Below are 14,128 nucleotides of genomic sequence, written 5' to 3' on the forward strand. Positions count from 1 at the left end.
GGTCGCGCCTTGCTATGACGCGGCGCGCAGGCTTGGACGGACGCGCCGCCTGCTGGTGGCGCGGGCCTTCTCCGCCACCGCGCCGGTGATCTCGACCACGGTGTCTTCGCGCGACCTGGCGTTTGTCACCTTATGGAGCCGCTCATAGGGCAACAGCTCTTTGACCCGAGCATTGAGCACCGCCACTTCGGCGCGCAGATCCTCGCATTCCTGCCTCTGGACATCGAGCTGGATCTGTTCGGATGCCTGCTGCAGGGAAAGCTGCGAAAAGTTCGCGTTCACCGTCGAAAGGCTCATCTTGTCGTGCTCATTCTCCTTGATGAGCGCGGACAATTTCTGCTCCGCGATCTGCTTTTCGGCAACGGCATCGCTCCATTGAACCTTGAGCCTGGCGATCTCGCTGGCGGCTTCGCTGTTCTCGTGCGAGGCAAGCTCCAATCGCGATTGCAGGCCCTGAATTTCCGACCGCAGGCCGCTCATCTCCGTGAGACTGCGTTGCAGCTCGGCTTCCCTGTCGCCGTCCCTGATACGCGCCGCTTCGGTCATCTCCGACAGCTTGGTTTGCGCGATATCGAGCGATTTCTGCAGGCGTATCTCCTCTTTTTCGCTTTTGCCGAGCGCTGCCAGCAGCTCCGCAAGCCGCGCCGCCTCATTGGCGTGGATCGTCGACAGTTCATCCAGCCTGTGCCGCGCCTCGGCTTCCCGCTTCAGCGCCTTGTCGAGGTCGATCGACAGGCTGACATGCTTTTCCCGCAGCATCTCGTTCTCGCGCGAGCGCCTGTCGACCTCGACCGTCCTGGCCGAAAGCGTTTTGACGAGGTCGCCGAACTCCGCTTCGCGTTTTGCGCTCGCATTGCCTGCCACGACCAGTTCCAGCCTTGCCGCGGCCAGCGCACCGCGAAGCGCCTCCTTGTCCTCGACCAGGCTTGTTTCACGCTGCTCCAGGGCCTCGATGACACTGTCGCGCTCGCGCTGCCTCTTGGTCGCGTCGTGAAGCTGGTCCGACAGCGCTCTTTGCTGCGTGGTCAGGCCGGCATTTGCCAGTTCCAATTCGTTGGCGCGAAGAATGTCGCCGTGAAGAAGCTTCAAATATTCGCCTGTCAGGTGATGCGAGGTCGCGATCTCCGACAGTTTCGCATTGATCTCCCCCATATACTCCTGCGCATCGTGGAAGAGCTCATCGACGGCATTCAATGCAGCCAGTCGGGTTTGAGCGTGGGAAGTCAGCCGCCGCGCGGTTTCGCCCGAATTGTCCTCTGGCAGCGCGTCGTCCTCGGACAGCGGATTGTACTCAAGCAGCGTGTTGTCATTCCTTGCCGCGAGATTCTCGTCCGGGATATCGATCGCGTCCTCCGGCGGCCACTCATCGTCCAGGTTGATACATTCATCGAACGCATCCGCCAGATCGGATTCGAGCTGCTCGAACGCTCCATCCACAATCTCGGCACGCTTTATCAGAGCTTTGAACTTCATGACCGGATCTCCCTCTCGTACAACACCACTAGGAAGGGAGTTTTCAGGGTTTTGATCCTCGCCTCCCATTCAGGCCGGATACGGACTCAACCTCTCTCCCGATCGTGAGCGCATAGGGCCAAGTTAACGCTAGGCAGAGGCTTGGCTACTGTCCTCGTCTGTTCGAATGACACAAACCGCGTTCGACCGCACCCCCACACCTTGAACTGTTCGCACCCTCGCCCCGCGCCGCTCTTCAAGCCGGCTCTCCATGGATGGCCGGCCGTTGTGTCTTCAAGCCGGAACAACATTCCGAGGCGAAGGGCTTGCCAAAAAGGCGCGGTTAGCCCACCAGATATGATCTGGCCATAATGTCTGGGCCGATTCAGATGGCGGGGACAACATGCGCTGTGGCCAGGAGAAGTGCGCTTTCGGCGGCGCTTCCTTCGAGACGATTGGAACTGCCACTCTTGCGCTGCTGCTCTTCGTCTTCGGTTGCATCTTTAACGCAACGAACTCTCACGCTCAATCCTCCGCTCTTGCCGTCTCGTCCGTCTCGGTTCCCGCAAACGGATCTTACAGGGCGGGCGATGTCCTGAGCTTTCACGTCAACTTCAGCGAAGCCGTCACCGTGAGCACTGCTGGCGGAACGCCGCGAATAGCGCTGACGATCGGCGGCACGACACGCTTCGCAAACTATGCGAGCGGCTCGGGAACGACGGAGCTTTCCTTCGGCTATACCGTTCAAGCGGGAGAGATCGATCTCGACGGCATCCAGGTCGGCGCGGCGATCCAGGCCAACGGCGGCACCATCGGGAATTTCGACGGAACAGTATCCGCCGACCTTGCCCTTAACAATGTCGCCTCCACAAGTGGCGTCTTCGTTTACGCTATTGCCCCAATCGTTCTTTCCACCGGTATTGTCGGCACCCCGCCATCCGATGCCGACGACGTGACTTTCGAAATCGTGTTTTCGGAGCCGGTCACCGGTGTGAGATTGGAGGATTTCACTTTGGTCGGCGGTGATTCCGCGTCCGGGACGCTGTCGACCCTTCAGACAACGGACAACATTCGATACACGGTCAATGCCGCTGTTGCCGGGTTTGGACCATTGCGCGTCGACGTGAGAGCAAATGCCGCCGTAAACATTGGCGGCGAGGGCAACCCCGCTTATGCGAGCGGCACGCCGTGGACCCGGGCTTCGTCCAACGCGGACCTCGCGCAGCTGCAGCCAAGCAAGGGAACGCTCACACCGGCTTTCGATCCGGATGTCCTGGGATATGCGGTTTCCGTCGCGAACGACGTGACCGAGGTCGCGTTGACCCTTTCGGTTGCCGGTCCTAACGCGACAATCAAGGTCAATGGCTTGGCGGTCGCTTCCGGAAGCGCCAGCGCCGCCATTCCCTTATCCGTCGGCGCCACTGAGATCGCAATTGACGTTACCGCCCAGAACGGAACGACAGTGAAGGCCTACAAGGTCACTGTGACGCGTGGCGCTGCCGCGATCGCCGATCTCGTGGGTCTGGTCCCCAGCGTCGGCGGTCTCGACCCGGCATTCAGCCCTGATACCTTGGCCTACAGGCTGGACGTCGCCAATGGGGTGACAACCGTTACCCTGACACCGACCGCGGCCGATCCTAACGCGACAATCAAGGTCAATGGCTCGGCGGTCGCTTCCGGAAGCGCCAGCGCCGCCATTCCCTTGTCCGTCGGCGCCACTGAGATCGCAATTGACGTTACCGCCCAGAACGGAACGACAATGAAGGCCTACAAGGTCACTGTGACGCGTGGCGCTGGCGCGATCGCCGATCTCGTGGGTCTGGTCCCCAGCGTCGGCGGTCTCGACCCGGCATTCAGCCCGGATACCTTGGCCTACAGGCTGGACGTCGCCAATGGGGTGACAACCGTTACCCTGACACCGACCGCGGCCGATGCAGCGTCAAGCATCACCATCGACGGCAATACCGTCGCTTCCGGAAGCGCTAGCACTGCCATTGCGCTGTCCGTCGGTTCCAGGCAGGTCGATGTCGTCGTCACCGCTCAAGATGGGACGACTGTCAAATCCTACAGGGTCGATATATCCCGCGCCGCTTCCCCGAAAGCCGAACTCACCGGATTGGTCCCCAGCGTCGGCAGTCTCGACCCGGCATTCGGCCCGGATACCCTGGTCTACAAGCTGGACGTCGCCAATGCGGTGACAAGCATTACCCTGACCCCGACTGCGACCGATGCAACCATCACCGTCAACGGCGCGGCTGTCACGCCGGGATCGGCAAGCACAGCGCTGTCCCTTGTCGAAGGGACAACCGAAATCTCCGTCGTGGTGACCGCCCAGGATGGCGTAACCACGCAGACCTACACCGTCAATGCTGTGCGACAGAAGCCAGCTCCGGTGGCGGTCTCGCGTACCGTTGAGGTGCAGGCGGGTACGACCGCCAATATCGACCTGACGGAAGGCGCGAGTGGCGGGCCGTTCACGGCAGCGGCGATCACGTCCGTTTCTGATCCCGATGCCGGAAATCTGCGTCTCGAAGCGCAAAGCCTGGTCTTCGACGCCAGCCCGACATTTTCCGGATCGGCTCAGGTCGCATTCACACTGTCGAACGCCTTTGGAACGTCACCTGCGGCGACGATTACTTTCGCCGTGATCGCCCGCCCCGACCCGTCCAGGGATTCCGAGGTGATCGGCCTGCTGCAGGCACAGGTAGATGCCGCCAGACGTTTCGCCGAAACACAGACGGACAATTTCAACACGCGTCTCGAACAGTTGCATGCGAAGGCGACCGCCGTCAAAATTCCATAAGCGTCAACGTCGGCATGGCCGAGCCTGATTCCAGTCGGACAGCCTATGCCGGGCAGAAGGAAAACGATCCCGTCGCCGACGCTTTCGAACGAATGGATGCCGGCAGCAAGGACGCCAGGAGGCCCGCTTCCGGCAGCGAAGCCTACAATCCTCTCGGCAACTTCGCGATCTGGTCGGGCGGCTATGTCAATTTCGCCGAAAGCGACAATGGCGGCATCGACCTCGACAGCACGCTTGTCGGCCTGAGCGGCGGCATCGACTACCGCTTCTCGCCGTCCTTCGCGGCGGGTCTCGGCTTCGGCTACGGCCGCGACAAAACCGATGTCGGCGACAATGGCACCGAGAGCCGGGCCCGGGCGTTGTCGATGGCCGCCTATGGCAGCTACAAGCCGTTACCCGGGATCTTCATCGACGGCGTGATCGGATACGGCTTCATGGATTTCGACAGCCGCCGTTTCGTGACGACGACCGGAGACATCGCCACCGGTTCGCGGGACGGACGGCAGGTCTTCGGCTCGCTCTCTGCCGGGTACGAATACCGACGGGAGCGCTGGCTGGTATCGCCCTACGGGCGGCTTGAAGCCTCGCGGTCGAACCTCGACGGCTTCGCCGAGAGCGGCGGCGGCATCTGGGACCTGACCTATGGCGACCAGACCATGGATACGCTCTCGGGCGTGCTCGGGCTTCGGCTGGAATACGCCATTGCCATGGACTGGGGCGTGTTGAAGCCTCGAGCCCGGTTCGAATATACGCACGATTTCGAGGGATCGAGCCGAGCCAGCCTGGGCTACAGTGACATCGGCACATTGCCCTATGCGCTCGATATCGAGCCGACTTCGAGCGAATACCTGACGGTCGGCCTCGGCTTCGATGCACGGATCGGCGAGAGCTGGACTCTCGGATTCGATTACCGCACGGCCTACGGCAGTGGCGGCGACAGCCGGGACCAGACGTTTGCAGCCAGGGTCGGAGCGATGTTCTGAGGCTTTGATGATCTCCATGGATCCGGCTCACGCGTCCATCGGAAAGCCAGAGTGCCGACGGCACATAGTGCACGGAAGCGAAGCGGCTATTTGCCCTCGAAGAACCTATGGATCGCGGCTTCCAGCTTTTCGATGAGATGATGATTACGGCTGCTGCCGGCCCAGATCAGGGCGTTCAGCCTCATCTCCTTGTTGAGAAAGTTCACTTTCCCGGACTCCAGCAAATATTCCGCGATCCCGTAATGCCGCCCCTTGATGGCCTCGATGAGCGCGTTGTTTCGTCCTGTCTTGTCCGTCAGATTTACGTCGGCGCCATTCTCCAGAAGCAACTTGACGACATCCAGATGGCCGTTCTTTGCTGCTTCAATCAGCGCCGTTCTGCCATAGTAGTCAGCTCGCGCATTGATCTCAATTCCAGCATGTTTGACGAGGGCCGAAACAGCGGCAAAGTGGCCCTTGGCCGAAGCCAGGCTCAAAGGCGTGCTCTTCCATTTGTTCCTGGAATTAACATCGATTGCCGGATTTTCGATCAACGCTTCGACCGCCGCGGTGCGGGCATTGAGGGCTGCAAGATGCAGGGCCGACCAGCCGCCTTCGTCCATTTCGTTGATATCGGCGCCGGCCGCCAACTCCGATCGAACGGCCTCCGCATCGCCTTTTTCCGCCGCGACCAGAAGGTTCGACCAACCCCTTGCCTCTTCGGCTTCCACGCTTTTGGTCAATGCAGCCTTCTCCAGGAAATTCCCGCAGAATATCATACAATCCGCGACAATAGGGAGAACCCCCGAAATCCATTGTGGCCTTGAGCGATGTCAACCCGAAGCGGCCGGCGAGATCGGCGCCTCATGTCCGTTTCGTCACATTCTCCTGATATCGGCTGGCTTTGGCGATTGCCGGGACTAGATAAGATTGGCGCGCCGGGCGGAACGATACAGAAGGACCTGAACATGCCTGAACAGATTATCCTGAACAGACCCGAACAGATTGCCTTGAACGACGGCTCCGTCATTCCCCAGATTGGCCTTGGCGTGTGGCAGGTCGATCCCGCCATTACGGCGCAAGTCGTGGGCTGGGGAATCGAGGCCGGCTACAGATTGATCGACACCGCCGAGGGCTACCAGAACGAGGAAGGGGTCGGACAGGCAATCCGCGCGGCCGGCGTGCCGAGACGCGAGTTGTTCATCACCTCGAAGCTGCGCAACGGCGCGCACCAGCGTGACGCCGCCCTGCGCGCCTTCGACGAGACGATGAGCAAGCTCGGGATAGACCGGATCGACCTGTTCCTGATCCACTGGCCGGTGCCCAGCCAGGATAAATATGTCGAGGCATGGAAGACATTGATCGACCTCAGGCAAGCCGGCCGCATCAAGTCGATCGGCGTCTCGAATTTCAACCAGGACCATCTGGAGCGGATCATCGGCGAGACCGGCGTGACGCCCACGGTCAACCAGATCGAACTGCATCCCCGGTTTCAGCAGCGCGACATCAGGGATTACCACACAAGGCACGACATCCGCATCGAAAGCTGGAGCCCGCTGGGCAGCGGCCGGCTGCTGAGCGACCCGACCCTTGCAGGCATCGCCAGGAAGCATGGCAAGTCGGTGGCCCAGATCATCATCCGCTGGCATCTCCAGGAAGGGCTGATCGTCATTCCGAAGTCGATCCATCAGGAGCGGATCGCCGCCAATTTCAATGTCTTCGATTTCGAGCTGGGACCAAACGACCTCGAAGTCATCCGAGGCATGGATTCGCCCGACGGCCGCACCGGGCCGAACCCGGCCACGGCCGCGTTTTTGTTCTGAGGTCAAGCTCGAAGAGCCGACGGAGAAGCTGCCGATCTCCCCCAAAGTGGGGGAGATGTCCGGCAGGACAGAGGGGGGCGCTGTCCCGCCAGCGTATCAGGTCGGACCGGCAAGCCCTGCCTCGATCACGATATGCTGGCAGACATTGTCGATGTCGAGGATGTCGTCATTCCAAAAGCGGAGGATGATCCAGCCATCCTGCGCCAGTCGCTTCTTCCTGGCCTGATCGGCTGCCGCCAGACTTGCATCGCCGTGCTGCGAGCCGTCGACTTCCACAACGAGTTTCTTCTCCGGACACGCAAAGTCGACAATATAGCCGGCGATCGGAAACTGCCTGCGAAACCCGAGTCCCATCAATCGATGCGCGCGAAGCTCGTTCCAGAGTTTAAATTCGGCGTCGGTCATCGCCTTGCGCATCGACTTGGCGTTTGCGCGGTTTCGCGGGGGCAAGGGTGTGTGAGGCATGGTCGGGCCGGTTGTGAATGGGGCTCTATGTCAATTGATGTTGATACCCTACGGCGCCCCCCTCTGTCCTGCCGGACATCTCCCCCACACGGGGGGAGATTGGCAGCGTCGCCTGCAGCGCCTAGGCGAGGGTCGGCAGCCCCTATTGGGCCTGCCGGCGGGAAATCACCCTTAGCCAGGGCGCCAGATGGAAGGCGCTCATCAGGAGATACATCGCCGGCATTCCGGTTAGAGGCAAGCCGGCGAGCGGCGAGGCATTCGCGCCCATGCACAGCATCGCCGCATCGCCGCTGAGGATACAGGTGAGCAGCGCCATCAGGGCGAAGGTCGGTGCCGCGGCAAGGCACAGCCAATCGGCAATGCCAGGTCTGGCCACGCTGAGGATGGCCGCATTTGCGTTTTTACCAGGGATCGCGCCGCCGGCGTCTGTATGGGTCGTGCTCATGATCTGTCTCCTGCAACAGAGCCCGGCTGCGCCACTGGCGCGAGCCAACGGGAGCAGAGCTCCGGCGCCCTGGTGAACGGCGCCGGGCGCTCGTGCCAAATCCACTACCCTAGTCGTCCTTTCGGAACGCCGCCTCACCGGCATCGGACACCTCGGCCCATTTCTTGTCGGGCGCGGCGTCATAATTGTCGTTCCAGTTCCACCATTTGTAGGTCGGGGTCTGGGGGTAGCCTTCGGGGGAGTCCTCCCAAACCTCCTGGCGGCCGAGCGGCGTCGCGTCGAGATAGCTCCAGACCGTTCCCATCGCCTCATCGCCGCGGCTGTTGATGAGATAGGTGCGGAAGATGCTTTTCCCGTCGCGGATGAACACATTGTGGCCGTGCCATTCGTCGACGCCGAAGTCGGCGTCGAAGCTGTCGATGATGGTGTACCAGGGCATCTCCCAGCCCATCCGCTTCTTCAGCCGCGCAATGTCGGCCTGCGGCGCGCGCGAGGCGTAGACGAGCGTGGTGTCGCGGGCGTTCAGGTGGGCGAGATTGCCGACCTGATCGGCCCCCAGCGAACAGCCGCGGCAGGCGTGATCGGGCCAGCCGAACACTCCCGGCTCGAAGAAAGCGCGGTAGACGATAAGCTGACGGCGGCCTTCGAACAGATCGAGCAGGCTCGCCTTTCCGTCGGGCCCCTCGAACGTATACGCCTTCTCCACCGCCATCCACGGCATGCGCCGACGCTCGGCGGCCAGCGCGTCCTTGGCGCGGAGCGTGGCCTTTTCCTTCACCAGCAGCTCTTCGCGCGCGGCCTCCCATGCTTGCTGCGAAACAACAGGTGGTGTCTTCATTGCGGTGTGTTTGGTCATTGGTCTTCTCCTTTGCCAGTCTGTCGTTGCGGCGTGTTGTTGCCTGCTGATCGTGAGGTAAAGTACCGCCGCTGCGCGGGAAGGTGGGAGTTACAAGTGTGACGGGATTTGGTGTGACGGGATTTGAATGGACTCGCTGATCACGGCCGCGGCATTGGCGCTGGCGGCGGGTGATCCGCTCGGCGCGCTCGACCGCATCGCCCTGCGCGAGGACGCGCCGGCCCTCGCCTTGCGCGGCATCGCCATGGCGCAGCTCGGCGACCTCGATCGCGCCAAGCTGCTGTTGCGGCGGGCCGTGCGCGGCTTCGGCCCGAAAGAGGCCGTGGCGCGCGCCAGATGCATCGTCGCCGAGGCCGAGATCGCGCTGGTCTCGCGTGACCTCGGCTGGCCGGCCAAGGCGCTCGACGCGGCGCGGGCGACGCTGGAAAAGCATGGCGACCGGCTGAACGCCGCGCATGCCGGCCACCTCGAAGTGCGGCGCCTGCTGCTGATTGGCCGCCTTGACGAGGCCGAGTTCGTGCTGGCGGGACTCGACCCCGGCCCGCTTCCGCCGGCTTCGAGGGCCGCGCACGAACTGGCTGTCGCCGGTATCGCCATGCGGCGCCTCAAGACGAGAAAAGCGCGCACAGCGTTGGAGTGGGCACGCCATGCCGCGCGCCAGGCAGGCATCCCGGGCCTTATGGCGGAGGTCGACAGCGCGTTCCTGGCGCTGGAGACACCCGCTGCGCGGCTGATCGCACAGGGTGAGGAACGTCCGCTGCTGCTTGAGGAGGTCGAGGCGTTGCAGGCGTCGCCGGCGCTGGTCGTCGATACCTTCCGCTATGCCGCGCGCAAGCAGGAAACCACGGTCTCGCTGGCCACGCGCCCGGTGCTGTTCGCGCTGGCGCGCGCGCTGGCCGAGGCGTGGCCTGGGGATGTGCCGAGGGCGACGCTCATCGCGCGGGCCTTCGGCGGCAAGCATGCCGATGAATCGCATCGCGCGCGGCTGCGGGTCGAGATCGGCCGGCTGCGCGCCGAATTGCGGACGCTGGCCGACATCGGTGCGACGAAGCGAGGCTTTGCGCTGGCGCCGCGCCATGCCGGCGAGGTGGTGGTGCTGGCGCGGCCGATCGAAGAGCGGCACGCGACGGTGCTCGCCTTCCTTGCCGATGGTGAATCCTGGGCGAGCTCGGCGCGGGCGCTGGCGCTTGGCGCCGGCCAGCGCAGCGTGCAGCGGGCGCTTGAGCAGCTCGCCGAGGCCGGCAAGGTGCAGTCGTTCGGCGACGGGCGGGCGCGCCGCTGGATGACGCCGCCGGTGGCGGGATTCACGACCACCTTGTTACTCCCGGCGCCGCTGCCGACTGGTTAAGGAAGGCATGACCGATCATCTTGGTGAGGACAAAGACATGAAACATTCAGCGGCCGAAATCCTGCGCGAATACGGACCCTTTCCGGGGGTGGAGAGAGTGCATGGGGTGAGCTTTGACGGGAACAAGGTCTGGTTTGCCTCGGGCGACAAGCTGACCGCCTTCGACCCGGCGAGCGGTGAGACGCTGCGCTCGATCGATGTCGCGGCGCACGCCGGCACCGCCTATGACGGTCGGCACCTGTTCCAGCTCGCCAAGGACCGGATCCAGAAGATCGACCCCGACACCGGCCAGGTGCTGGCCACCATCCCGGCGCCAGGCGGCGGTGGCGATTCCGGGCTCACCTGGGCCGAAGGCACGCTCTGGGTGGGTCAGAACCGCGACCGCAAGATCCACCAGATCGACCCCGAGACAGGAACAATTCTGCGCACCATCGAATCCAACCGCTTCGTCACCGGGGTGACATGGGTAGACGGCGAGCTGTGGCATGGCACCTGGGAGGGCGACCAGAGCGACGTGCGGCGGGTCGACCCGCGGACCGGCGAGGTTCTGCAGCGGCTGGACATGCCGGCCGGCACCGGCGTGTCCGGGCTCGAATCCGATGGCGGCGACCGTTTCTTCTGCGGCAGCGGACCCGGCGGCATGGTGAGATCGGTGCGTCGGCCGAAATAAGCTGCGGTGGCTCGCTTGACCAGTGCCTATCGCGCGCTGCCCGTTCGGGTGCGCCTCAAATCCCGGAGCCGTCGAGCAGCGGCACGTCCTCGCCTTCCCAGGGTGAAGGCATCGACCCTCTGCTCAGATTGGCTGACGGCAGCGGCATCCAGCATTTCAGCTCCGGCTCGGCATATTCGACCACGCGTCCCGGCGAAGAGTCGGAGGCGCGCCAGCCCTCGGTGCCGAACTGGTCGGCCCGCGACCAGTAAGCCAGGTCGACTTCCGCCGGCCCCTGTTCGGACGGCCTGACCGTGACCAGGATCCGGCTGCCATCCCTTGGCGCGCTCGTCATGTGACGCCAACGATCGGGCTCGTCCATCGCATTTTCTCCTGCATCCTGCACGTCGACCAAGGCGGAGTGTCGCTTTGCGCCCGGGAGCGGTCAACCCGAACTTTGCACGGAGCGCCATATCGTTGCCGGCCCCCGTTGTGGCACGACGAGATCTAGCGGTCACCGAGGAATCCTGGCCCTGACCGCCCAGGCCCTCGTCTTCATGGGAATGGACCCGTCCTCGCCGCGCGGCAGGCTGTCGCGGAGCCTCTCCATCAATCTCTGGCGCGCTTCCGGTGCAAGGCTCATGCAGTAGCCGGGCGCCGGCCCCGCGCCCAGGGTGAAGGGGTGCCAATAGTCCTCGAAATCCCTGAACACGGCCGGCATCTCGATCCTGGTGCAGTCGATGGCAACGAGACCGGCCTTGGCTGCCAGATCGGTCAACCCGTCGGGCGTGCAGAATGGAAAGCGCCTGTCCTCGGTGAGGTCGGCGGCAGCGGGGTCAAGGGCCTTCGCGGCGGTCCAGAAGGCGCGCATGAATTCCACGCCGCCGCCGGGATAGTCCCATACATAGAATCCGACCGTTGCTCCGCCGCGGGCGACCCGCCGCATTTCAGCGAGCGCCTTCTCCTTGTCCGGGATGAAGTTGAGGACCAGCGCCGACACGACCATGTCCTTGCTGGCGGATTCGACGGACAGGGCCTGCGCATCGCCTGCAAGAAATACGACACGTTCATCCGGCACGTTGGCACGCGCCTTGGCGAGAAAGCCTTCCGATGGGTCGAGCGACACCAGGCTCCCGGGGTTGCAACGCGCCAGGATGGCTGCCGAAAGCGCCCCGGTTCCGCAACCCACCTCCAGCCAGTCCAGACCCTCCGCCGGATTGAGCCAATCCAGGAACAATGGAGCGATCCGACGGCTCCATCGCCCCATATAGAGGTCATAGCTGTCCCCGGCCTGCCAGGCGTCGTGACGCGCAGCCTCAGCCATCGCCATCTCCCTTCCCGAGACAATCTCAAACCATTGGCTCGCGGCAAGGATACGCTCAGCCACCTCCCTGGACCAGAGGGCCAGGAAAGCGGGAGCCGGGTGGCGTTGGATGTCAGGGGCTGCGACGAAACGTATGACTGATCGGCTGGCTTCGTGCCGCCGCAGCGGGTCGATCACGGCCTATCGCAGCCTTGCCGATCTGGGAAACTCGACCACGTCCGCGACCGGCCGCGTATACTGGGCTGCGACAATTGCCTCGATCAGAAGATCCAAAGCAGCACGAACCTCGCTGCTCGTCTCGTCGTCACCGCGCAGGTAATGACAGGCTCGTTCAAGATGGAGGTGCGCGGCGGCAAAGTCGCTTTTCATGAGCTTCTCCTTATTGCCCACCGTCCGGCAAGGATGGCTGGTGGGCCTTACCCGAAAGCAAATATCCACAGCCGGACTTGAATCAAATTGTCGGTTAACCCGATCTTCACCAGGCCGCGGCGACCATCGTTGTCGCGGCCATGTGTCGAGTTCCGCCTCAGGCAACAGACCCGCTCCGGAAAACCGGGGCGGGTCTTGCGCGAACGGGCACGTCAGGGCGTCATCCGCACCGTCTACGCCGGCCGCAGCTCCTTGCGTGGCAATGGCGGGAAGGCGATCGCGATTCCCGCGGCACCCAGCCCGACAAGGGCCGAACCGATGAAGAGCCAGGAATAGTTGGCGTAGGCGTCGAACACCATGCCGCCTGCCAGGGGCCCGAAGGCCATGCCGATGCTGGACAGCATGGTTGCGGCACCAAACACAGTACCGAGGATGCGCTGGCCGAAATATTCGCGTGCCAGTACCGCATAGAGCGGCATAACGCCGCCATAGGTGGCGCCGAAGATGACGGCGAGCGTGTAGAATTGCCCAAGCTGGCTGACCGCGAGATAGGCCGCGATCACCACGACCTGGATCGCCAGCCCCGCGATCAGCACCGGCTTGACGCCCAGCCTGTCGGCAAGCACGCCGTACAACAGCCTGCCGCCCAGGCCGGCCAAGCCCTCGACGCTGTAGATCGAGACCGCGGCCATCGGTGCCACGCCGCACAGCATGGCATAGCTCACCATGTGGAAGATCGGCCCTGAATGCGCCGCGCAGCAGGCAAGGAAGGTCAGCCCCAGAACGATGAATTGTGGCGACAGCAGCGCCTGGCGCACCGACATGCCGGCGCCCTCGGCGACCGGCCCCGAGGCGTCAGTATCAGCGGCAGGCACTGGCGGCTGGCGCACCAGAAGAACCGCCGGCAAAAGCAGCACCCACGCCATCACGCCGATGTCGAACATGGCGGTGCGCCAGTCATAGGCCGTGATCAGCCATTGCGCGAAGGGCGAGATCGTCATCGGCGCCACGCCCATGCCGGCCGAGACCAGGGAAACGGCCAAGCTGCGGTTGGTGTCGAACCAGGCGGTGGTCAGCGCGATCATTGGCGTGAAGAAGGCGCTTGCCGCCAGCCCGACGATCACGCCGTAGCTCAGCTGGAAGACGAGAAGCGAGCCGGCGCGGCTCGCCACCACCAGGGCCAAGCCGAGCAGCACCGCGCCGGCCAGCACGACGGGGCGGGCGCCGAGGCGGTCATAGATGGCGCCCCAGGCGAAGCCGCCGAGACCCATCACCAGGAAGTTCAGCGTCATCGCGCTCGATATGCCGGCGCGCGACCAGCCTGTATCGAGCGCCATCGGTTCGAGGAAGATCGCCAGCGAGAACATCGCGCCGAGCGCGACACAGGTCATCAGCGCGCCCGCCGCGACGATGACCCAACGATAGGAAAGGCTCATGCTTTTCTCCCGAGATCGTTTGGACACGGCGCGACCTCTTTCGAGCTTCGTCACGCCGTTTGCGTCCGAAGGACGATGCCGCTGCGGGAAATCCGACAATCCGGTTGCATTTTTTATCCAGTTGGCGAGGACACGTCCTCGATCGCTCCCATTGCATTGACCGTGCACGGTCGGGAGCTAGATTCCAACCCATTGG

General features: G+C 63.4%; 14 protein-coding genes. 5 read left to right on the forward strand and 9 right to left on the reverse strand.

All coding sequences use genetic code 11. The features are described 5' to 3' along the window. Positions 1–12: 12 nt before the first annotated feature. Positions 13–1,473 carry a hypothetical protein gene (locus MESS4_RS24675; protein WP_006336896.1) on the reverse strand — a complete coding sequence of 487 codons (1,461 nt, stop codon included), beginning with the start codon at positions 1,471–1,473 and terminating at the stop codon, positions 13–15. A gap of 610 nt (positions 1,474–2,083) precedes the next feature. Here MESS4_RS24675 and MESS4_RS31285 point away from each other — a divergent pair. After that, positions 2,084–4,255, forward strand: a complete 2,172-nt coding sequence (locus MESS4_RS31285) for a cadherin-like beta sandwich domain-containing protein (RefSeq protein WP_198292797.1) — start codon at positions 2,084–2,086, stop codon at positions 4,253–4,255. A 14-nt stretch (positions 4,256–4,269) separates the two neighbouring features. Beyond that, entirely contained in the window at positions 4,270–5,238 is a 969-nt protein-coding gene (locus MESS4_RS31290; protein ID WP_006336898.1) for an autotransporter outer membrane beta-barrel domain-containing protein, read from the forward strand. A gap of 86 nt (positions 5,239–5,324) precedes the next feature. On the opposite strand, the gene MESS4_RS24690 is transcribed toward MESS4_RS31290, so the two are convergent. Then, positions 5,325–5,948, reverse strand: a complete 624-nt coding sequence (locus MESS4_RS24690) for an ankyrin repeat domain-containing protein (RefSeq protein ID WP_244441210.1) — start codon at positions 5,946–5,948, stop codon at positions 5,325–5,327. A gap of 237 nt (positions 5,949–6,185) precedes the next feature. Here MESS4_RS24690 and MESS4_RS24695 point away from each other — a divergent pair, with 237 nt between their 5' ends. After that, positions 6,186–7,040 carry an aldo/keto reductase gene (locus tag MESS4_RS24695; RefSeq protein ID WP_006336900.1) on the forward strand — a complete coding sequence of 285 codons (855 nt, stop codon included), beginning with the start codon at positions 6,186–6,188 and terminating at the stop codon, positions 7,038–7,040. 96 nt (positions 7,041–7,136) lie between these two features. On the opposite strand, the gene MESS4_RS24700 is transcribed toward MESS4_RS24695, so the two are convergent. From MESS4_RS24700 to MESS4_RS24710, 3 genes are all read right to left on the reverse strand, one after another. After that, positions 7,137–7,505: a DUF559 domain-containing protein gene (locus MESS4_RS24700; protein ID WP_081609846.1), complete on the reverse strand. Its 369-nt coding sequence runs from the start codon at positions 7,503–7,505 to the stop codon at positions 7,137–7,139. 142 nt (positions 7,506–7,647) lie between these two features. Further along, entirely contained in the window at positions 7,648–7,950 is a 303-nt protein-coding gene (locus MESS4_RS24705; RefSeq protein WP_006336902.1) for a hypothetical protein, read from the reverse strand. A 109-nt stretch (positions 7,951–8,059) separates the two neighbouring features. Then, positions 8,060–8,806, reverse strand: coding sequence for a DUF899 family protein (locus tag MESS4_RS24710; protein ID WP_006336903.1), 747 nt, complete (start codon positions 8,804–8,806; stop codon positions 8,060–8,062). A gap of 127 nt (positions 8,807–8,933) precedes the next feature. On the opposite strand from MESS4_RS24710, the gene MESS4_RS24715 reads away from it, so the two are divergent. Together MESS4_RS24715 and MESS4_RS24720 are read left to right on the forward strand one after the other, a co-directional pair. Beyond that, positions 8,934–10,154 carry a hypothetical protein gene (locus MESS4_RS24715; protein ID WP_006336904.1) on the forward strand — a complete coding sequence of 407 codons (1,221 nt, stop codon included), beginning with the start codon at positions 8,934–8,936 and terminating at the stop codon, positions 10,152–10,154. Between the two features lie 37 nt (positions 10,155–10,191). Further along, the gene (locus tag MESS4_RS24720) at positions 10,192–10,824 is read left to right on the forward strand and encodes a PQQ-binding-like beta-propeller repeat protein (protein ID WP_036242061.1); all 633 of its coding nucleotides are present in this window, start codon (positions 10,192–10,194) and stop codon (positions 10,822–10,824) included. A 55-nt stretch (positions 10,825–10,879) separates the two neighbouring features. On the opposite strand, the gene MESS4_RS24725 is transcribed toward MESS4_RS24720, so the two are convergent. The 4 genes from MESS4_RS24725 to MESS4_RS24740 all read right to left on the reverse strand — a co-directional run bounded on the left by MESS4_RS24725 (position 10,880) and on the right by MESS4_RS24740 (position 13,932). After that, positions 10,880–11,185: a hypothetical protein gene (locus MESS4_RS24725; protein WP_006336907.1), complete on the reverse strand. Its 306-nt coding sequence runs from the start codon at positions 11,183–11,185 to the stop codon at positions 10,880–10,882. A 132-nt stretch (positions 11,186–11,317) separates the two neighbouring features. Next, positions 11,318–12,127, reverse strand: coding sequence for a class I SAM-dependent methyltransferase (locus MESS4_RS24730; RefSeq protein WP_036242062.1), 810 nt, complete (start codon positions 12,125–12,127; stop codon positions 11,318–11,320). A 180-nt stretch (positions 12,128–12,307) separates the two neighbouring features. Next, positions 12,308–12,496, reverse strand: a complete 189-nt coding sequence (locus MESS4_RS24735; protein WP_036242064.1) for a hypothetical protein — start codon at positions 12,494–12,496, stop codon at positions 12,308–12,310. 233 nt (positions 12,497–12,729) lie between these two features. Continuing rightward, on the reverse strand, positions 12,730–13,932 hold the full coding sequence (locus MESS4_RS24740; RefSeq protein WP_006336913.1) for an MFS transporter: 1,203 nt from the start codon (positions 13,930–13,932) through the stop codon (positions 12,730–12,732). Between the last annotated feature and the right edge of the window lie 196 nt (positions 13,933–14,128).

Source organism: Mesorhizobium sp. STM 4661 (assembly GCF_000359125.1).
GTDB lineage: Bacteria > Pseudomonadota > Alphaproteobacteria > Rhizobiales > Rhizobiaceae > Mesorhizobium.